Raw genomic sequence first — 21,240 nt, 5'->3', positions numbered from 1 at the left:
TGGAACAGGGAATTGCTGGCGTCATGTTCTGGGAATATAGCTGCGACCATACGCATACGTTGCTGGATGCCATGTACCGTGCCTACACAAGCTAATTAGGGATGTTAAATAGAGAATCCCCTGCATACGTCAGCGAAGCTGCTGAGACATGCAGGGGATTTGTGATTAGTGGATATCGTTCTTCTGGAAGTTGCCGCCGAGTACATCCGATACACTTTCGATCGCGATGAACGCTTTGGTATCAATCTCTTGGACAACAGACTTCAGCTTCGCAAGCTCCAGACGGGTAACGACACAATAGATAATTTGGGTATCTTCCTTGCTGTAACCGCCTCTGCCGTAGATGAAGGTCGTGCTTCGGCCCAAGCGGCTCTGAATTGCTTCTGATACTTCCTCATACTCCTGCGATATGATGGTTACCGACTTCGATTCATTCAAGCCCTCAACGACAATATCCATCACCTTCGAAGCAATATAGAAAGTAAAGATGGAGTACATTGCTGAATCCCAACCGAAGACAAATCCAGCAATAATAAAGATGAACACGTTAATAAAGAGAATAATTTGACCAACTGGCACCCGAGTCTTCTTGGACACGAGAATGGCTACGATCTCAGTACCATCCAGTGATCCACCGAAGCGAAGAACGAGACCAACACCGAGACCGAGAATAAAGCCACCGAACAGTACTGCCAAGATTTTCTCATTCGTGAATGCGCTGTAAGGATGCAGCCAAAATGTCGTTCCAGACATGACAATGATTCCGTACAAGGTGGAAAATGCAAATGTTTTCCCGATTTGCTTGTATCCGATGATGAGAAACGGAAGGTTAATAAGGAAGATGAACACGCCTAGCGGAATTCCGGTTAGCTTAGATATTACGATGGAGATCCCTGTTATTCCGCCATCAATTACGCTGTTTGGTACGAGGAATAATTCCAGCGCGACCCCCATTAGAATTGCACCGGACGTGATGAAGATGAATCTCTTCAAGACGTCAAGAACGGACATTTTCTTATGAACTCTAGCCATGCAACAAATCCTCTCTGTCTATAGGTTGATACTAACTTTACGTATGTATATCATATCATTTTCATGAAACATGAACAATAAAGTGACCAAAGTCATGAAAATAACAGTCATAAAATGCAAAACTCAGCGCGAACTGGTAAAGCATGTATATATCGTTCGGAATAAGAAAAGGATAAGGTAGCGGCAATTATTTCATGCAAGTGGAATGGGTTCAGATGTGCCTCAAGGATGAGGAATTGTCATAAAGGAGAACAACATGTATCTGCAACTTCTCTGGTTAGTGCTATTGCTGCTCCAACGGCCAACCGTATCGGAACCAATCATTATTGGACATCATGGCCAACAAATTGCATCTGCTCACCGTGCGGATTATTTACTTCCTGCTGCTGCTATTGTGAACGAGCAACAATTGGACAAGCTGATGAAAGCGATAGATCGCCAAGTAGCCGTTGCTCCGATTAATGCAGCATTGAATGGTTATGGTGGGATTATTCCCGAGAAAAATGGGATGAGGCTGGATCGAGAAGCATTTATCGAGCAGTTTTACAATTACATCATCAACAGCGGTTCGAAGAAGATAGAAGTGCCGATGCAGATTGTCTATCCGAAAGTAGACAGTGAACTCCTATCTCATATTCGTGAGAAGATAATTGGTCAGTACACAACCTTCTATAATACGAACAATAAAAACCGTTCTATGAATATAAAACTTGCTGCAGAGGCGATTAACAATCACGTCCTATTTCCAGGAGAGACGTTCTCTTTTAATGAAGTTGTTGGGCAGCGCACGGAAGAGAGAGGGTATGTGCGTGCGCCTATCATCGTGAAGGGGGAATTATCAGAAGGAATAGGGGGCGGCATATGTCAGATATCATCCACCCTGTTCAACGCTGTCGACCGCGCAGGGCTTCAGATTGTGAAGCGCTACTCTCACTCTAGGAATGTAACTTATGTGCCGCCTGGTCGTGATGCAACGGTAAGCTGGAATGGCCCCGACTTTACCTTCCATAATCATTACAATCAACCGATATTGATCCGAGCCTTTGCCAACGGGGGAACCGTACATATTGGCGTTTACTCATCGGAAGAGATTCGCTACAAGCAACGTGATGTACCTGGTGCTTCGAAGGAACTGCCTGAAGAAGTGAAAGATATCGATGTAGACAAGGAAGAATAATGCAGGTAAGGGTACGATAATCAACAATAAGACGGTTGCTCCTCTTGATGGAAGAGCAACCGTCTTATTGTTGCGAATAATGTGTGTACCGCTTGCCGCGGTAGAATACGGATACCGCGATAAGAATCAGACTGGTGAAGATTAGAGTGAGAAAGGAGGCTTGATAGCTTCCGCCGATGTCGTAAAAGACTCCGGAAACCAAGGGGAGTAATCCGCCTATCAAATATCCGCCGAACTGAATCATGGCCGTCCATAGACTTGCGTCGCGCGAAGTGCTTGTTACATCGAGAGGCAGGATTAACGCAATCGAGAACAGGCCGCCCGCTCCAATCCCCATCACTGCTGCCGACAGAAATGGATTCACCTCGGCAGGAAAATAAGAAAGCGCGCTGCATCCTGCCAGACTGCATATGGAAAAGGCTAACAGCCATGACTTGCGAGAAGTGGTACGATTCAACATAAGCGGCGTCACCAAGCCTGCGATCATCTGCATGATCGAATATACTGTTACTAGCGTCCCTGCAGTTGCCGCATCCATCCCAATCTCCTGAGCACGGGGGGCAAGCCAGGTAGCAGCGGTGTAGTAGATGCCGGATTGCAGTCCAAAAATAATGAGGAATAGCCATGCTTGCTTATTATTCCACGGAAGCTTGCTCGATTGCTTGCGAGACGATGCGTCGTGATGGTCAGTTGACGCATGCTTTCGAATAATCGGCCACCACGCAAGTATCCCGATAACCGCGAAAATGGACCAGATGCCAAGCGCCGTGCTCCATGATCCGTGTGCGGCACGCTCAATCGGTATCGCGAAGGCGGAGCTGATCGAAGCGCCGATGCCCATGCCGGTTAAATAGACGCCGACTATCGATGAGGCGTGAGCAGGGAAATGATGCTTGATGAAACCAGAGATCAGCGGACCGGCAACCGCAATCCCGATACCGGCAAGCAATGCGGTAAGCAAGAGCAGGAAGGAGGTGACGGCGAAGAAGCGAGCGGCCGTCGCGATGCCGATTAGTCCGATGCACACGGTGATCGCTCTTTCCATTCCCAAGCGATCGCTCAAGCTGGCCGCCATAGGAGCGAATATTCCCATGCAGAACAGTGGAATGGTCGTTAGCAGGCTAGCCGACATCCCGTTCATTCCCAAATCTCTCTGAATGTCTTCCAGCAGCGGGGAAATGGACGTAATTGCGGCTCGCAAATTTGTAGATACGAGAAACAACGATAGAATCAATAAAATGGTATACCCCATACTGCGCTTATTGGGATGCGAATAATCAATCGCTCGCAGTTCGGATTTCATAACATTCACCCCAATCAGTCTATTTATCTAATTTGAGTTCTTATCGCGCAATGGACTGTTTCACCTTTATTTTTATGAATTATACCAGATATTTTCTTCACTCATGATTGTCACGTCGAAAAAGAAAAAGAAGATAGAGAATCATCAGGGGGTGCGCGCTCACTCGGGAAAATATGGGGCTATCTGCTGCTAGCAGGAGAACCGCGTTCGCTTGATCAAATGGTGCTGGACTTGCAGATTAGTAAAGGCACAGCATCCTTATCTGTCCGTCAAGGGGTTCAAGTATCCTTATTTCGCAAAGTAGGTATCCCTGGAAGCAAACGGGATTACTACGAACTGCATCCGGATGCTTGGACGTCGATTTTGCATACGAGCATTGCGCAAGGGGGAATGATGGGGGATTACGTGAGGCGGGCGAAGTCCATCGCATCGGATGAACAAGCAAAAATGAAAATGGATGAAAGCATCGAGTTTTTTGATTTTGTCGTCAATCAAATGAAGCAAATTCTAGTTCAGTGGCAGGAACAACGTCAACATAAGGACAGTCATAACTAGGGGGGAGACAACATCATGCCGAAGGCAGCTGTGAATGGGATGCTCATGCATTATGAGAGGAATGGGAAGGGTTCGCCTGTCTTATTCCTACATGGCAGTGGATCATCATGGCGAATGTGGGAGCCGCAATTCGAAGCCTTCTCCGAACGGTACAGCATGATAATGTCGGATTATAGGGGGCATGGCGATTCCACTAAGGAATTTCCAGAAGGCAAATATGATCATTACGTGATTGTTGAAGATATGAAGTGTTTCTTAAGCTAGTCATATCGAACAGCTATAGTGAAATGCCGACGGTTGCAGCAGGCTGGGTGCTGTCCATTTCCAATTTTCTTTTCAGCCTGCTTCCTTACCGTACGATCGTGAATCTTATGATGAAGTTTCATAAGGATGATCCATATACACAGCGAATTTTACGCAATTCTTTCTCAATCGATAAGAAGATGCTCCTTGCTATGAAGACGGCTCCTTTCCCGACGCATACGAATGAACTCACAATGCGCAGAGATATTTTCAATGAGATGATTATCGATTTTTTCGAGGACAGGCCGTTAAGAGCGTACAACGATGTTGTGATAGAAAGGAAGCAATCCTAATCGGTTTTCTATTGTACGCGGATTATGAATGTGATACGGTGACGGAACGTGAACAGTGAAGGAGGCGTTGTGCTATGACAAAAACGACGAAAATGAATTGGGTGTATCAACGAGATGGGGTCAACGCATAAGTAGCCCACGAAACTGCGGCAGCCCCGATAGGATGAGAGGGGAAGCATCGTGACAACACAATCATTCACTTCTGTAACGATTCAGCTAGGAAATGTCACATTTGAGCTCAAGGAAGCTCATTCTTTCGATTGGATTCATAAGTATGGACATGTATTCTGCGTATTCGACGAACAGGATTCGGGAAATATTGCGTTTGGCGTTGAGCAGGAAGGGCGCAAGCGATTTGTTAAATATGCAGGTGCTAGAACGATGGAATATTCGGGTGAGCCGGAAGCTGCCATCGAGCGGTTAAAAGCGGCGATTCCGTTATATAGGGCACTGAAGCATCCAAACTTGATTGAACTCGTGGAGCACTTTGAGGTTCAGGGTGGTGGATATGCAGCCGTATTTGAGTGGTTCGAAGGGGAATGTCTTCATTCTCACTGGTCGTTCCCGCCGCCGGCTAAGTATCATGATCCAAGATCTCCATTTTATCGACATCGGCATCTTCCCATGCAGCAGCGATTGAACTCATTGGATGTCATTTTCTCATTTCATGAGCATGTGGAAGCACAGGGATATGTGGCAGTAGACTTCTATGATGGAAGTATCTTATATGATTTCACTACCGATCGAACGAAGATTTGTGACATCGACTTTTATCGGAGATCTCCTGCCGTCAATGATATCGGGGAACAATTCTGGGGAGCGGTACGATCCAAATCGCCAGAGGAATACGAATTAGGCGCGCTGATCGATTCCCGAACGAATGTGTATAATTTAGGAGCCATTGCCTTTGGACTGTTAGGTGGGGAACGAAATCTCGTTTTGGAACGATGGGAAGCGGGACAAGCGTTGTATGAAGTCGCCCTGCAAGCCGTTCAGCAGGATAGAGAGCAACGATTTTCAAGCATTGCAGCTTTCAAATCTGCTTGGGATGAGGCTCTGGGCCAGACGAATTGATGATCTTCATGGTTGCATGAACCAATAGAGTAGGAACGAATGAATAGATGTAATGATGAATCCTCTCCCAATAACATTGGAGGGGACTTTCATGTTTTATAGACTGAACGAATTCGCAGGTCAAACCGGCATCCGTAGTCAAGATGCCGGTTGTGCAGCTTAGTAGCTTAGTAACTAAATTCTTTCTTGAAAATGTCTATTTGTGTCTGAGGCACATCATTGCCTACCGCGTTGGTGCTAAGAGCGAATGCCTGTTCACCACCTAGGCGAGCAGCGGCAAGTGTTGAATATCCGTGAATGCCGCCACCATGTGCCCAATAAGAGGTTCCGTTTGGCATCTTTACTTCGAAAATACCAAGTCCGTAGGAACCATAAGGCGAAGGAACCCCTGTTGTCATCTCCTTCATCATTTCCTTATGAAGTAGTTTCCCGCCGAGCAGAGCACTGAAGAAGGTCGCCAAATCTTTAGCCGTGGAGACCATGTCTCCGGCGGCATTCGCCCAAGATGGATTCAGTACTGTAAAGTCATACAAATCTCCTGATTTCACGTCTAGGTTGTATCCGACAGCGTGCTTGCCCGGGATGTCCAGCGAACTGCCGCTTGAGGATGTCCCTATTAAACCCAGCGGTTCTATGATCCGTTTTTTGATCTGTTCGGCATAGGTATCTCCAGTGACCTTTTTAATAATAAGCCCCGCCAGCACTGTGTTAGTATTCGAATAGTCGAAGCTGGTTCCAGGCTCAAATTTAGGTGGTGTAGCCAGTCCCATTTGGATAAGCTCATCTACAGTATAATTACGGAATGGAGCTTGTGGGATGGTTATATCCCGAAATTCGTTGCTCGTATAGCTCGCAATCCCGCTTGTTTGCTGCAACAGGTGGCGAATTTTAATTTTGCTGCCGTCATATCCATTTCCTTGGACAACGCCTGGCAGCCATTTTTCTACCGAGTCATCCAAGCTCAGCTTGTGTTCTTGCGCGAGCTGCAGAACTACGGTAGCCATGAAGGCCTTGGTGACGCTTCCGATACGGAATGACAGATTCGTCTCCATCGGTCGACCGGTGCGCATATCGGCAATACCCGAAGCGTGGGCCCAGCCCTCTCCGTTTATGATCCCGTAGGCTACGATTCCTGGATTGCTTTTTCTTGACGTTGCTTGATCAATTAAGGCGATGATCTCATTACGGTGCTTACTCTCGTTGTTCGGCTGTTCGGGCGACCCGGAGAACTCCTGCGTATAGATGCTCTCGATGTGAATAGGCGCGTTACCCATTACATTGATGTTGATCTCAATCACATGATCTCCACCCTCGGTACCGCCAGCGAAATTCATAAATCCGGGGATACCGCCGCTATGGCCCCATAGCGTAACTCCGTTTGGAAGTATGACTTTTTGCAGGCCGAGCCCGAATTTGCCTTCAGGTATATCTACAGTGGTCATCATTTCTTTAAGGAGAGCGGGCTGTAGAAGCTTGCCACCTAATAATGCGCTGAAAAATGTCGTCATGTCATCACCGGTTGAAATAATTTCACCCGCAGCACCACCAAGTGATGGGTTAATCCCTGTAATATCTACTAATGCATCGCCCGTGTCTAAATACCCGCGGGCATGCTTGGTCGGAAATGCGGTTGAGGTTCCCGGCAGCCACGTTCTATTCATATGGAAAGGTTTCAGTATCCGCTGCTTGATTTGCTCCGCATACGTTTTTCCTGTAGCTTTCTGAATAATAAGACCCAGAATTACATAATTCGTATTCGAATAACCTCCACCGGGCGTCGGTGAAGATTGTAATCCCTTCGCAATAAGCTCATCCGGTGTATAGGATTGATTCGGATGCTGTAGAATGCTTTGCTTAAATTCGTCATTCAGGTAATTTGCGATTCCGCTTGTATGATTGAGCAATTGGCGAATAGTAACCTTGCTGCCATCATATCCGTTGCTGTGCAGGAGACCCGGCAGCCATTTTTCAACCGTATCATCAAGGCTCAGCTTCTTCTCCCCAACAAGCTGCAGAACGATCGTCGCGACAAATGTTTTCGTTGTGCTTCCGATTCGGAATGCAAGATCTTTCTGCATCGATTGCTTCTTCTCGATAGTTGCCTCTCCAGAAGCATACGACCAGTGCGTATTTACTTTCTTCACCGCGACAATTACGCCAGGTATATGGTGGGTGTTAGCTGCTTTATCGATTGTTTGCTGTAATGCAGTTTTGGTGGTAGGAACCGCTTGCTCGATTCCATAGTTCTGATTTGCCTGCATGCTTCCATAAGAAGGGAATAAAAGCGCAGATGCCATTATGGCAGATAATGCGAGTGGTACTGCTTTTTTCATCATAAATGTTCTCATTCTGTCATCACTCCTGTTATTTTGGTGTGCTGCTTCGCCTCCTGACTGTATGATGTGCAGTGTCAATCGGGGTAGTGAGGTGTGTCACAATTTAGTCATGACACGGGCTTTGAATCCGTCATTATTGCGGGATGACAGTTGTCATCCGCTGGATATGACAGGTCTCTTGTTGCTTGACATGCAGGTTATGTATGGTACATGATGATTCAGTAACTTTCATGGAATTCCTTGCATACTACAGATAAGCAGGTGCGTTTACATATGATAGCGAACATGAAGAATTGGTTCTGGTACGATTGGATGATTGCTGCCCTACGAACCACTTGGCTGCTCATTATTGTCATAGGTGGAATCACTCATCCCGAGATGATAACAGCACAGCTATGGGCGGTTTTGACTACGGCTATACTTGTTTATATTGTTCCATTAGTCGCCCAGTATAAGAAGGAGACTTGGTATCCGGCGTTCGAAGTAGCAATGGCGGGGCTTTTTCATATGTATGTAGCGTACGCTGCACCGCAGTTGATCTGGATCTTCGTATTATTCACGATGATAATCGGTCTAGGGAGCAGTCAGAGGACATATGTGTGGGCAGGAATCCTGTGCGGTTTTATTTCCCTGCCTTGAATAGTTGGTTGGCGAATAGATCTCCATTCGAGATGATGTTCAGCTGCAGCATAGGCTTTATGATGGGTTTTGCATTTCGCATCTTAATGCAATCGCATAAGCAGGCTCAAATCATTCAAGAACAAAAGCAATTACTGGGGCAGCAGCTTGCAAAGATCGAAGAGCTTACCCTTATTGAAGAGCGCAATCGGCTGTCGCAAGAACTGCATGGCATGATCGGCAATTCGTTAACTTCACTGGTTGATGGTGTAGAGTTGCTCCGAACATCTGTCCCTGAATCCGAGCACGATCGGATCAATGCTCTTGTTGCTATTGCGCAGCGCAGTCTGGATGAGATTCGTAAGCAGCAGTATCAACTCTCTCAATCAACTTACAGTTATTCCATAAGTAGTAGGTTGCAGCAATTTACCGAGGAGTTTATGAAATCAACCGGGGTAACGGTTGATTTCCGCGTAATTGGGAGTGAGGTTCCCCTTATGCAGCAAATGAACGATTGTATATATCGATGTCTGCAGGAATTGCTGACGAATGCCGTTCATCATCGACGAGCAAGCAATGTATCCGTACAGCTCTATTTCGATAGGCAGCAAATTCGGCTGCAAGTAGAGGACAACGGTGCAGGTATGGCAATGCTCCAGTCTGGTTCTGGACTACATCGTATGGAGGAGCGGCTTCACCTGCTGCAAGGCACGCTAACGGTTCATTCCGAGTTGGAACAAGGAACGGTCGTCATTTGCCAAATGCCTATACAGGCAGAAACGGCACAGAACGGTATCCGCTTGCTCATCGTTGATGATCACACGATTATTGCCGATAGCTTGCAGCATATTTTTGATCAACATGTTGATTTTACCGTTGTTGGTACTGCTGTCGATGGGCAGGGGGCATTGGAAGCGTGTGAGCGATTGGTACCGGATATTGTGCTCATGGATACTCCTATACAGGGAATGAACGAGATTGAAACATTACTAGAGATGAAACTTCGCTGGCCGAACATGAAGGTTGTGTTCATGACGACTTTCGAAGATACGATACAAGCAGCGGCAGCACTAGAGCACGGGGCAGATGGGTATATGCTGAAGTCATCGAGAGAGATGTCAGCAGCGATGAAGCTCGTATTTCTAGGAGGAACATGGATTGATCAGTCGATTGCTGCGCGAGTATTCGAAGAGATGAAGCAGCAGCGAGAGCAGCTTGAGAAGATTAGCCCGAATGATCCGTATGGGCTTACGCAGCGTGAGCAGGAAATTCTGGGGCATCTGTGCGGCGGATTGCGCTACAAGGCAATTGCCGTGAAGATGTATTTATCTGAGGGAACCGTGCGTAATTATTGCTCCTCGCTGTATGCTAAGCTAGGTGTCAGCAGACGTGAAGAAGCCATTGAACTGGCGCGAGCTGAGAAGATCGTTTAGCCTATCGGGCGTTTACATCGCTAATAGAATCAAGTAGACAGATGAAGCGAATCTCTAAGTGAATGTCTTAGAGGCGAGAACAATCTATAAGTAGTTCTGAATATGCAGGTGGTACTATATTCCTATAAATATGCAATGAAGAAACGAAAGGAATGGGACCAAGAGACCTGTACTGTAAGCTTATAAATTCGTTATGATGAAGGAAAGATTCGTCGAAGCATTGCTTTTCGGCGTTTTTTTTTCACAATCAAAGGAAACGTATGTTCGTTGACTTTCATCAAAAATGACACGAATGTGGTGGATTTGAAGGAGGACGAGGTGGACAAGAAGGCGAAGCAGATACTGATGAAAACGTTCTGGAGCAGTGCGGGATGGAAAGATACTCGTACGATAACGTTCGCTGGGGAGGATTTCGAGTACGCTAAGGACAAAGGTCTAATGTTCGATCCCGTGACAATGAGTCACGATGAATGTGTGCTGCGCATCGTGGAATTGCATAAATTGATTACGAAGGAGATGGTGGCACAAGCCTTCCTGCATAGCCTGTCTACGCGTAAGGTTCATTTGCGAAGTGCGCTCTCCAGTTGGGCACTAACACATAGTTTGCTGCCCCATCCATTTGAGAGCAATATCGGTAGATGCAAGAGCAGCACGTACGCGATGTATGGGGATTGCTATGAATGTGACAAGAGCGGGATTGCCGTTCTTGAATCCTATACGAATGAAGATATCAATGTTCTGAATTTCGAGCGGATGAAATGGGGAGGCGTTCGTCTTAACCATATCCTATATTGTCTATTAGATCTGGAACAGCTCCTAGCAGAAGGGACAGTTGACGTTACGAAAGAGGACGTGACCATTCTCAAACATATGCTGACCGCGATAAGAAGCTGTCAGCCCAGCGATGCTGCGCGTCAGTTGGAGAAGAACTTAAGCAATGTGCTGCCATCCAATAAACAGGAACGCGATGTGATGATGGAAATTTTGTCTTATGCGGGTGTGCTGCGAGCTGGTTCGGAGAACAGGCCAGGCAGGGGTGGGAATAACGACTTCTTCGCTGTTGTAAACTGGCGTGGAGAGGATGGGTATTCCGATCATGCGGTTGAGCATTACTTTGGCAAGTGGTTGTATGAATAGGAATCGAGTACATAAAGGAAAGTTGACATTGGACAGATAGGGGGAATCAACATGATCGAAATTACAGAGTCATACGTAGATTCACTCGCTCCGAACGCCTCAGCCATCAAGAATGGACAGGGGCTCGTGAAAAAGCGAAGCTTCGTACAGTTGAACCGCTCAGAGGACGGTTCACTCTTATTTGGGGAATGCTCGGGCAGCGGCAAATCGAATTATCAATGCTCGGCAGACTTCATCCAGCCTGAGAAGCCAATTCTGCGCTGTTCCTGTCCAAGCAGACAGCTGCCATGCAAGCATGCGCTTGGGCTGCTATATGCTTATGTAGGTGGTGGGGAGTTCGCAACTGCGCCTGTGCCTGAGGATATCCTCTCCAAGCGGGAGAAGGCCGAGAAACGCGAAGAGAAGAAGCAGCAGCAAGCAGCGGATGGAGCTGAGCCGAAACCGAAGAAAGTAAACAAGTCCGCGCTGAAGAAGAAAGTTCAGGCACAGCTGGACGGACTGGAGACGTTAGAGAAGCTGGTGCTGTCGCTAGTTCGTGGGGGCATCGGTACGATTGATACGAAGACGATTAAGATGATTCAGGATCATGCCAAGCAGCTAGGGAATCACTATTTGCCTGGAGCGCAGAATGAACTACGCAGATTGGCCTTATATTTATCGAGTGATGACGATCGAGAAACCATCTATACCAATGTAATGGAGCAGTTGACTGTCCTGCATGCCTTCATTAAGAAGGGGCGGAGCCATCTGACCGCGAAGCTGGATGATCCGGAACTGGCACTCGATCACGAGACTACCGTGGAAGAGTGGCTGGGTCATGCATGGCAGCTTAATGAATTGAAGGAATACGGACTGATGAGCGAGAATGTGGAGCTTATTCAGCTCTCCTTCCTCAGCTATGATGATCAGGCTAGACAAGAATATGTCGATCAAGGCTATTGGATGGAGAGAGAGACTGGGGATATTCATCGCACGGTACAGTATCGCCCGTATAAGGCGGCTAAGCAAATGCGCGCAGATGATAGCTTCTTCGAGGTTGCGCAGGTGAAGACGCTCTATCGCTATCCGGGAGAGATGAATCGCAGAGTACGCTGGGATGAACTGATTACCAGAGTAGTAGAAGCGGAAGATGTGGAATGCATGTCTGCACATGCACAGCGTTCGTATGCTGACGTATTCAAGAAAGTGAAAAATCAGCTAAAAAACCCACTCGGTGATAAAAATCCAGTGATGCTGCTTCATGTGTCAGACATAAAGCAGACAGATCAGAATGAATATGTGGTGTTGGATGAAGCGGGTCAACAGATCGTGCTGGATGATGTGTGCGCTTCTCATCATTCCACAGTGTCTCTGCTCCCGCTGCTTCCTGTTGATTGGACGAAGGATGCTGCGATGCTGGTCATGTTCGAGCACAGACTTGCAAGCGAACGATTGCTTGCACAGCCATTAACGATAATGAAGGATGCGGAAATGATCCGTCTCATGTATTAAGGAGGATTGGCCATGAGTACAGCATTGTTGCAAGAGCTTCATCAAGAAGTACGGCGACTGTATATTGCAGGCAGTGATTTGGCAGTCGGCGACTTCCGTCTAAAACGACTGCTTCCGCAGTTTCAGCAGCTAGGAGAGAGGGCCCCCATTTTCAAGCGGCTGGCAGAAGGAATAGCATCATTAATTGAGCCTCCTGCGGGCAAGGAGCAATCCTCGGCGGAGACGCTGCAGGACATTGGAATGCTTCTTCATTCCGTCTTGTATACACAGGGAAGCTCGGCTCCGGCAGGACAAATGACGGACATGGAGAGCTATCCGAGCAATCTGTCTACAAAGCTGTCCTACCGCAAGCTGGCGGCGGTGCAAGAAGCACTAACGACAACAGGCGGAGGACGCTATGAAGTGATCTTGCAGGCATTCGAGGACGGTATGTTCGCGGATCTGCGCTTGTTGCAGTACGCGATTGCAGCCCTTGGAGACCCGTATACGGAAATTGCCGATCTAACTACGGATAAGATTCTTCCTTCCTATGGATCGCAAGTCGTACCACATCTGATGAAGACATTCCAAATCGATGGCGGCAAGCTGGAAGCGAGAAAGCTTCGCGTCATCGGTACCATCGGCGGAGAAGACGTGGCAGCATTTATCTATGAGGCGGCCCAATCTGGTTCGGATGAAGTGAGAGCGACAGCAATCCGATTGTTGTCAGCCTATATTCAATATGAAGAATCAGTTCTTGAATGGACGAAAGAGAAGAAGAAGGCGATTCGGGAATCCGCGTATCATACGCTTGCGCTCTATGGATCAGACAGAGCGGTGGAACGGTTGCATGAAGCGTTTGCCGGCAAGGATATTGAACTTGCCTCAGAAGCGGCAGCTGAATGTGATCATCCGCAGCTGACTGCCCAGTTGGTGCAGGATTTGGATCGTGATTTGAGCGCAGCGTTGGAACTAGCAGACGATAAGAAGAAGCTGGAGGCGGTTTGGACGAGGATCCGATATGTAGTTCGTGCATTGTATGAGAAGCGGTGCGCAGAACTCTACGACGTATATGCGAATTTCGTGGGCCGTTATGAAGAATATAGACCTTTCCAATGGCTGGAGCTGCTCCACACTGTCGCTTGGTATATGGAGACAGAGAATTCGGAAGAGGCACTTGCTCATTTGCGAAAAATTGAAGATCTTGACGTACGCTTTATGTCTTATGCTGTTCGCGCCTCGTTCAATCTGTTATCACCAGAGGCAATGTACGATCACTATGTAGAATCGATGCGGAACAAGTGGAAGATGCAGACGAACAAAGAGATGCAGAGAAGGAAGAAGGAATTGTGCTCCACAATCGAAGCACTGGTACTGTCCAGAGAATATGTTGAGGTTCCTGCACAGTGGAGCTATTCCAACGGAATGATGTCACTATACACGATTGTCATTCAACCACTTCCGCTTATTCTTGCTGCATGGGATGAGCGCTGGCTGGATTGGTTCATTGAGCAGAATGAGCTTGAGCTCGTATGTGCTTTTGCACGGCCGGGACACGAAAGAAGCGCCAAGTTTATGTTGAGGAAGTTGGAGCAGCATCCTGAATTTCGCAATACGTACGCTGGGTTGATTTTGTCTGGATTGAAACGATCTGACGTGCCTGAAGAAGTAATTTGGGAAGCGCTAGTGGTAGCTATCGAGAACAAACGAAATTCGAATTGCTACACATTTGATGGAAATGTGTTTGCGTGCTTATATGAGCTGCCAGCCTCGTATCATGCTCGCTTGTCAGTGGTTCTTCCTACATACAAGTATACGGCTGGTGAACAGCTGCGCTATGTCGTGGAACAGATGGAGAAGAAGCAAGCAGTGATCGCGTCAGAATCGGTATAGCGCTGGTTCCTTCTAACACGGAAATTGAAGAATTGCGGGCGCATTGTCAGAGTTATAAGACAGGTGCGTATAACGAGCTTAAACGTCAGGGGAGATGATGAGATGGCAACGAGCCAACAGCAAATGCAGGATATCATGCGACTCTCAGCCGAGCGCTTGTATGAGGATGAGATTGCGGCACTATGCAAGGCGGACAAAGGAAAGATTCCAACAGGATGGCAAATGTCTCCGCAAGCGGTGCTCACGTTCATCACAGGAGGCAAGGCAGGAAAGACGACAATTACACCCAAATATATCGGCAACAGACGATTAGTAGAAATGGCGATTGCAACGCTAGTTACAGACCGAGCACTCCTTCTGATCGGGGAACCGGGTACAGCCAAGTCATGGCTTTCTGAGAATTTGACTGCCGCCATCTATGGTCATTCCGGACTTGTTGTACAAGGAACTGCTGGAACGAGCGAAGAACATGTACGGTACTCGTGGAATTACGCGATGCTGCTTGCGAACGGACCTACGCCGGAAGCGCTTGTCCAGAGCCCAATTATGCGGGCAATGGAGGCTGGAGGGATCGCTAGATTTGAGGAAATATCTCGCTGCGCCTCTGAGGTGCAGGATGCACTTATCTCGATACTTTCGGAGAAGACAATATCTGTGCCTGAGCTCGGCAAGGAAGTAAACGCGCGCAAGGGCTTCTCCATCATTGCGACAGCAAATACAAGAGATCGCGGAGTCAATGAGATGTCGGCTGCCCTAAAGCGCCGATTCAATATTATTGTGCTGCCAACGCCATCGGATATGAATACCGAGGTTGAGATCGTGAAGAAGCGCGTCCAGGAGATCGCTTCAGCCTATGATTTGCAGACAGCCGCTCCTTCTGATGAGGCGCTGCACAAGGTTGTAACCATATTCCGTGAGCTGCGCAGCGGCATGACGGTTGACAGAAAGGAGAAGGTGAAGTCTCCGGCGGGTGTCATATCGACGGCAGAAGCGATATCCCTGCTCACGAACAGCATGGCGCTTGCAGCAAGCTTCGGAAACGGAGAACTGAGCGATGAGGACTTGGCGGCTGGTCTTCAGGGAGCCATCGTGAAGGATGATGTTAAGGATAAACTCGTCTGGAAGGAATATCTCGACAACGTGATGAAAAAGCGCGGCGCGGAATGGCGCGGACTATACACGGCTTGTAAGGAGCTGAACGAGTGATGAGCGTGGTTGCGGCTTCTGCCGTGAACATATTCGGGGTTCGGCACTTATCGCCTGGCGGTGCAAAGCACATGCTGGATGAACTGGAGCGGATACAGCCTACAGCTGTGCTTATCGAAGGCCCTTCGGATGCGACGCCGGTCATCTGTCATTTGACGAATGAAGTAACGAAGCCGCCTATCGCCATTCTGGCCTTTACGGATGATCTGCCTGTGCGGACGGTCATGTGGCCGTTTGCCGCTTATTCGCCAGAGCTGCAAGCCATGAGATGGGCAGAGCAACATGGCGCACAAGCTGCATTTATCGATCTGCCATCCTCCGTCACGCTTGCTTTGCAGGATACACGGCATCGCGCAGATTCAGCCGATGAGAAAAGTGACAGCAGGGAGACTGTATCAACTGAGCAACGGATACAGGAAGGGGAACAGCGCTCGATTTACGGCCGAATTGCCGAGCTGGCAGGGGAGCCTGACTATGATACGTATTGGGAACGAAACTACGAGCACAACTTGAACCCGGGTGCCTATCGTGAATCTATATTGGCTTTTTCCGCTGAGATGCGGCTGTTAACTGAAGAGACAGAACGACTGACCGATCGCACGGAATATGCCTACAACGCGATCAGAGAAGCATATATGCGGCGGAACATCCAAGACACGATTAACGCCGGCCATGCTCCTGAAAAAATCGTCGTTATATGCGGTGCGTATCATGCTTCTGCACTGGTGGATCTAACGGCAGCGATGACGGATGAAGAAGCGGCGCAGCTGCCGAAGCGGAGCTCGAAGCTTACCCTTATGCCTTATTCCTATTATCGCTTGTCCTCACGCTCAGGTTATGGAGCGGGTAATCATGCGCCTGGCTACTTCCAGATGATGTGGGAGCACATGCTGGACGGCACGCTTGCTGATCTGCCGATGCATTATTTATCGGCAATTGCCCGTTCACTGCGTGAATCAGGGACGCATCGCTCAACAGCAGAGGTAATTGAGGCCGTACGTCTGGCGCAATCGCTTGCCTCCTTACACGTAGGGAGTGCGCCGACCTTGCTGGATTTACGTGACGCGGCACTTACACTGCTCGGTCGCGGGGAACTGTCTGTCATCGCTGAAGCATTAGCGCGAATTGATATCGGAACTGCAATTGGATCACTTGCTGATGGTGTTAGCCAGACACCGATTCAGGATGATCTGAACCGTTGGCTGCGCAAGCTGAAGCTGGAGAAGTACAAGACGACCGTGGCGAGCGATCTGGCGCTTGATCTGCGCGAGAATCGTCGTGTCAGCTCGGAAGAAGCTGCATTTCTTGACTTGAATCGCTCATTTCTACTCCATCGGCTAACTCTGCTTGGTATATCGCTTGCGAAGCAGAAGCCGAGCGCGCAAGAGCAAGCAACCTGGGCTGAGCATTGGGTTCTTCAATGGACGCCGGAAGTAGAAATTGAAGTCGTTGAATCCACATTGCTGGGGGAAACAGTTGAGGTAGCTGCTGCTTACGTGCTTCAGCAGAGGCTGGATGGCTGCGTAACGATTGACGAGGCATCCAAGCTAATCCGCGTGGCCTGCGAGTGCGGCATGCTGACGCAGATGGAAGCTGCTCGCCAAGCGCTGCAGCGGCTGGCAGTGGACAGTCGGGATGTCGTTCAGATTGCGGCGGCTGCAAGAGACCTATCTACGATTATCCGTTACGGTGATATAAGACGTATCGATATGACGCCATTGCTGCCACTGCTGGAGCAGCTGTTCTTCCGCGCTTGTCTGTTCCTGCTCGATGCCAGCAGCTGCAATGATGAGGCTGCCAATACCATGATCATCGCGATGAACGAGTTGAACAGCATATCGCTCGATCATAGCGAACGGGTTGATGAAGCGCTATGGCTGCAAGAATTGCAACACTTGGCAGAACGGGATGATCGGAATCCTCGGTTGTGCGGATTTGCCTGTGCCATATTGATGGAACGCAACGTAATCTCTGCACAGCAATGTGCAGAGGAGGTGTCACGCCGCTTGTCCCCAGGTATCCCAGCAGAGCTGGGTGCGGGGTGGTTCGAAGGATTATCAATGCGCAATCGATATGCGCTGTTGTCTCGCATGACGCTCTGGGAACAGTTGAATGAATATATACTATCTCTTGATGATAGCGAGTTTGTAAGAGCACTCGTCTTCCTGAGGAGAGCATTCAGCACATTCGATCCGAGAGAGAAGGCGATGATAGCAGAGCTGCTTGGGGAATTGTGGGGCGTCCAACCCGAACAGGCCGAAGAGCTGCTTATGGGTGAGTTGAAGGAGGAAGAAGCGAGCATGATTGACGAATTGAATGATTTTGATTTTGGGGACATATAACATGAGCACATTCGCTGAATCACAAGCACTTACACGTTGGCGGCTCATCCTCGGACAGCCAGCGGAGGCGCAGCTCTCCAGCTATTCCATGAATGGTTGTACCCATCTGTCGGAAGAAGAACAGATCATGGATCAAGCATTGGCTGCAATCTATGACGAGACGACTGATTCACAGGGTGGATCCGGCTCATCTGCTGGCGGCAAGGGCGCAGGACTAGGCAAATCAGCACCTCGTTTATCGAAATGGCTTGGAGATGTGCGTTCCTTCTTCCCTGAAGATGTCGTATCGATCATCCAGCATGATGCGATGGAGCGAAAAGGATGGAAGCAGCTGCTGTTCGAACCGGAGGTTCTGGCACAAGTAAAGCCTGATATTCAATTAGTGGGCACGTTGCTGTCATTGAAAGGCAAAATCCCCGAGAAGACAAAAGATACGGCGCGCATGCTTGTACAGGCGGTTGTGGATGAACTCGTGAAGCTGCTAGAAAATGATATACGCCGAGCGGTTACGGGGGCGCTGAATCGAAGACAGCATTCACCGCTTCCGTCTGTAAGCGGCATCGATTGGAAGAGAACCATTACGCGCAACTTGAAACATTATGATATGGAGCGGAAGCAGATTATTCCGGAGCGGTTCTATTTCTTCGACCGCGCGCAGCGCAATAAAGAATGGACGGTCATCGTAGATATCGATCAGAGCGGATCGATGGCGGACTCCGTAATATGGGCGTCTGTAATCGGGTCAATATTTGCATCAATACCATCGTTGGATACACGGGTTGTCGTATTTGATACCGAAGTGGTTGACCTGACAGAACAGTGTGCCAATGATCCAGTTGACATGCTGTTCGGCATTCAATTGGGTGGCGGAACGGATATTAACAAATCGGTGGCGTACTGTGAGCAGTACATATCGGAGCCGAAGAAGACATTGTTCATTATTGTGTCCGACTTGTATGAAGGCGGCAATCGTGGAGCGCTCATTCGCCGGATGAGGGAGCTAAGGGAAGCAGGGGTAAGGACGATGTGCCTGCTCGCGCTATCTGATCAAGGCCAGCCCTTCTATGATGAGAATCTTGCTAAGATTCTAGCGCGGGATGGAACCCCATGCTTCGCTTGTACACCAAGCTTGCTGCCGGAATTGGTTGAAGGAGCGCTAAAAGGGCATGATCTGACTGAACTGGCTAAGCGGGTAGGTACCAAGTGATGTGGTGCTCACAAAGTAATAGACCTAAAAAGGACGGTATGTTCACCGTCCTTTTTTTCATTTTGATTTATGTGCTGGAAGGCAAGATCTCATGATTGCTGAAAATTTGATGCAGGTGATGCTCCATATGCGCCACGTAGTCTTGAATTAACCATTCCAAGGTCGCGATTTGTCCGTCAGGGAGCTTGCAGCGCATATCAAGGCTTGGTTGAGAGCGATGAGTGATCACTCGAAGGACGGCTTGATTTAAGCTGAACCATAATCTGATTACGACTTCGATAGGGGCATTGTTGTACTGCTGCGCGTCAACCCACTGATTCTGACTTCATCTTGCAGCGCTTGAAACTGTTCAGGCACCGTATTCAAGACAGCTTCGAATCTGGCAATAGAATTTGCAATCAAAGTATCCTCTCCTATGGCATTGATTTTCCATCTAGACATCTATATTGTACTGCGATCATGGGTTTGCTGCCATAGAGCCGCTAAGAAATCACTTACAAGAAGTGTTCTCTCGCAGCAGCTCAATGACAGGATCCGTTAGAAGGATCGTTTACGATGAATGGACCAAGCACAGGATGGACCAAAGTATAATGGGAGATATGCGAGATCAGAGGTGAATCTTATATACCTTATTGATTGAGATTGACTGGAAGCTTATGCCTTGATGAGGGATAGGTAAATAAGAAAGGTTGGATACAATGACAACATCGAGTGTATTGAAAGCGATTAAATAAAGGCGGTTGGGGAGTCACGCTGACAATTGTAATTGTATAGTCAATAAAATAAATACGCTATAACTTGCAGGACTAAAAAAGAACAATAGTGATCGAGCTATGTTGTTTACCATTGTGAGCGTGTTGATGAGCAGTTGTGTTACTCACGAGGTTACTGAGGTTGAAGTGCTGCTTTGAGGTGAATGGCTGCGAGTCAATTTCAGTCTGCGGAACAACAGTTGATCCACTCCGAAGCGGCCTGCATTGGTATAGGCGACGAGAATGAACAACGTAAGGATAATCATGATAGGATTGGCGCTGATAGAACCACTTAGTAGAAATGACATATTCATTACAATGCCGAAAAATGCTGCAGTTCTCGTTAACCCGCCTACGATCAGGCCAATACCGACAAGAAGTTCTCCCCATTGAACCATAAGGCTGAATAGTTGGGCATTCGGGATTGCGACATGTTCGAGGAATGACGCCCACCAACCTTGAACTATAGGATTCTCGCCAGAAGCCTTTGCTAGAGCACCTTTCAAAAATCCGCTTGCATCAAAGCCTCCACCAGTCATTTTGTGTAATCCGGCTGAAACCCAGGTATAGCCTACATAAAGCCGGAGGGCCAACAATAGTGCTGCTGCCCACACATTTTTCCGTAAAAAATCAATCATTAATCAATCCTCCTTAATATTCGTTTCATTCCCATATATAGGATGCATAAACACTTTATAGTGCAGGACGCTATTTTGCAAGCCCCATTAGAGCTATTTTTTGCATAAAAGATTGCATTTTCTGCATGAATATAATGATTATCACATTATTATGCGCAATCACTAGAAAAATAGTAGGATTAAGAGAATCGTTTCAGCCGTGCAGATGGGAATCATCTATACTTATGAAGTAGTAAAGCACAGGCTATCTCCTATTGAGAATAGGGGATAGCCTAGCCTCCTAGCCAACGCATAGTTAGAAATATTGTATTTGTAGGATAATACGCACCGATTAACATGCCGCTGCCACAGCCAAGCGCATATGCGCTCAGCTTGCGGCTAACTGTCAGCTTCCATTGCTGAAGTGAGGTATCGGCTTGAAGACGTCTTTCTTCCTCGCGCAGTGCATTCGATGTTGCTGTGAACATGGAG

At 48.0% G+C, this 21,240-nt stretch carries 16 protein-coding genes and 2 pseudogenes; 12 read left to right on the top strand and 6 right to left on the bottom strand.

The genetic code is table 11. From position 1 onward, the window contains the following. Positions 1-165 precede the first annotated feature (165 nt). Positions 166-1,032, bottom strand: coding sequence for a YitT family protein (locus AZ66_RS14770; protein ID WP_044355537.1), 867 nt, complete (start codon positions 1,030-1,032; stop codon positions 166-168). 256 nt (positions 1,033-1,288) lie between these two features. Between AZ66_RS14770 and AZ66_RS14765 the strand changes: the two genes are divergently transcribed. Further along, positions 1,289-2,209, top strand: a complete 921-nt coding sequence (locus AZ66_RS14765; RefSeq protein WP_044355535.1) for a VanW family protein — start codon at positions 1,289-1,291, stop codon at positions 2,207-2,209. A 64-nt stretch (positions 2,210-2,273) separates the two neighbouring features. On the opposite strand, the gene AZ66_RS14760 is transcribed toward AZ66_RS14765, so the two are convergent. Next, the gene (locus tag AZ66_RS14760) at positions 2,274-3,512 is read right to left on the bottom strand and encodes an MFS transporter (protein ID WP_052648529.1); all 1,239 of its coding nucleotides are present in this window, start codon (positions 3,510-3,512) and stop codon (positions 2,274-2,276) included. Between the two features lie 231 nt (positions 3,513-3,743). Here AZ66_RS14760 and AZ66_RS14755 point away from each other — a divergent pair, with 231 nt between their 5' ends. The 4 genes from AZ66_RS14755 to AZ66_RS14745 all read left to right on the top strand — a co-directional run bounded on the left by AZ66_RS14755 (position 3,744) and on the right by AZ66_RS14745 (position 5,737). Further along, complete coding sequence (locus AZ66_RS14755; RefSeq protein WP_156159973.1) at positions 3,744-4,067, top strand: hypothetical protein; 324 nt, start codon at positions 3,744-3,746, stop codon at positions 4,065-4,067. Positions 4,068-4,082: 15 nt separating this feature from the next. Beyond that, the gene (locus AZ66_RS32690; RefSeq protein ID WP_052648528.1) at positions 4,083-4,331 is read left to right on the top strand and encodes an alpha/beta fold hydrolase; all 249 of its coding nucleotides are present in this window, start codon (positions 4,083-4,085) and stop codon (positions 4,329-4,331) included. Beyond that, positions 4,316-4,663: a hypothetical protein gene (locus tag AZ66_RS32685; RefSeq protein ID WP_052648527.1), complete on the top strand. Its 348-nt coding sequence runs from the start codon at positions 4,316-4,318 to the stop codon at positions 4,661-4,663. Before AZ66_RS32690 ends, AZ66_RS32685 begins: the two co-directional genes overlap by 16 nt. Positions 4,664-4,840: 177 nt before the next feature. Continuing rightward, positions 4,841-5,737 carry a serine/threonine protein kinase gene (locus AZ66_RS14745; protein WP_442950297.1) on the top strand — a complete coding sequence of 299 codons (897 nt, stop codon included), beginning with the start codon at positions 4,841-4,843 and terminating at the stop codon, positions 5,735-5,737. A 167-nt stretch (positions 5,738-5,904) separates the two neighbouring features. On the opposite strand, the gene AZ66_RS14740 is transcribed toward AZ66_RS14745, so the two are convergent. Next, positions 5,905-8,085, bottom strand: coding sequence for a serine hydrolase domain-containing protein (locus AZ66_RS14740; RefSeq protein WP_044355530.1), 2,181 nt, complete (start codon positions 8,083-8,085; stop codon positions 5,905-5,907). A 261-nt stretch (positions 8,086-8,346) separates the two neighbouring features. On the opposite strand from AZ66_RS14740, the pseudogene AZ66_RS14730 reads away from it, so the two are divergent. From AZ66_RS14730 to AZ66_RS14700, 7 genes and pseudogenes are all read left to right on the top strand, one after another. Continuing rightward, a pseudogene (locus tag AZ66_RS14730) lies at positions 8,347-10,124 on the top strand (response regulator). A 318-nt stretch (positions 10,125-10,442) separates the two neighbouring features. After that, the gene (locus AZ66_RS14725) at positions 10,443-11,261 is read left to right on the top strand and encodes a hypothetical protein (protein WP_044355539.1); all 819 of its coding nucleotides are present in this window, start codon (positions 10,443-10,445) and stop codon (positions 11,259-11,261) included. 51 nt (positions 11,262-11,312) lie between these two features. Beyond that, positions 11,313-12,752, top strand: coding sequence for an SWIM zinc finger family protein (locus tag AZ66_RS14720; RefSeq protein ID WP_044355527.1), 1,440 nt, complete (start codon positions 11,313-11,315; stop codon positions 12,750-12,752). A gap of 12 nt (positions 12,753-12,764) precedes the next feature. Further along, the gene (locus tag AZ66_RS14715) at positions 12,765-14,624 is read left to right on the top strand and encodes a HEAT repeat domain-containing protein (protein WP_044355526.1); all 1,860 of its coding nucleotides are present in this window, start codon (positions 12,765-12,767) and stop codon (positions 14,622-14,624) included. Between the two features lie 102 nt (positions 14,625-14,726). Next, positions 14,727-15,830: an AAA family ATPase gene (locus AZ66_RS14710; protein WP_036620046.1), complete on the top strand. Its 1,104-nt coding sequence runs from the start codon at positions 14,727-14,729 to the stop codon at positions 15,828-15,830. Then, a complete protein-coding gene (locus AZ66_RS14705; protein ID WP_044355525.1) occupies positions 15,830-18,172 on the top strand; it encodes a DUF5682 family protein in 2,343 nt (780 codons plus the stop codon). Before AZ66_RS14710 ends, AZ66_RS14705 begins: the two co-directional genes overlap by 1 nt. 1 nt (position 18,173) lies before the next feature. Next, positions 18,174-19,379 (top strand): VWA domain-containing protein, encoded by a 1,206-nt coding sequence (locus AZ66_RS14700; RefSeq protein ID WP_044355538.1) that lies wholly within the window; start codon positions 18,174-18,176, stop codon positions 19,377-19,379. Positions 19,380-19,646: 267 nt separating this feature from the next. On the opposite strand, the gene AZ66_RS33345 is transcribed toward AZ66_RS14700, so the two are convergent. The 3 genes and pseudogenes from AZ66_RS33345 to AZ66_RS31890 all read right to left on the bottom strand — a co-directional run. Continuing rightward, the gene (locus tag AZ66_RS33345) at positions 19,647-19,781 is read right to left on the bottom strand and encodes a hypothetical protein (protein WP_269433088.1); all 135 of its coding nucleotides are present in this window, start codon (positions 19,779-19,781) and stop codon (positions 19,647-19,649) included. Positions 19,782-20,256: 475 nt separating this feature from the next. After that, positions 20,257-20,769, bottom strand: a complete 513-nt coding sequence (locus AZ66_RS14695; protein WP_021260279.1) for a DoxX family protein — start codon at positions 20,767-20,769, stop codon at positions 20,257-20,259. Between the two features lie 272 nt (positions 20,770-21,041). Continuing rightward, positions 21,042-21,240 (bottom strand): annotated as a pseudogene (locus AZ66_RS31890) (hypothetical protein); the annotation flags it as partial.

Source organism: Paenibacillus sp. E194, from assembly GCF_000935845.1.
GTDB lineage: Bacteria > Bacillota > Bacilli > Paenibacillales > Paenibacillaceae > Paenibacillus_B > Paenibacillus_B alvei_B.
This window is presented reverse-complemented; position numbering and strand designations above follow the sequence as displayed.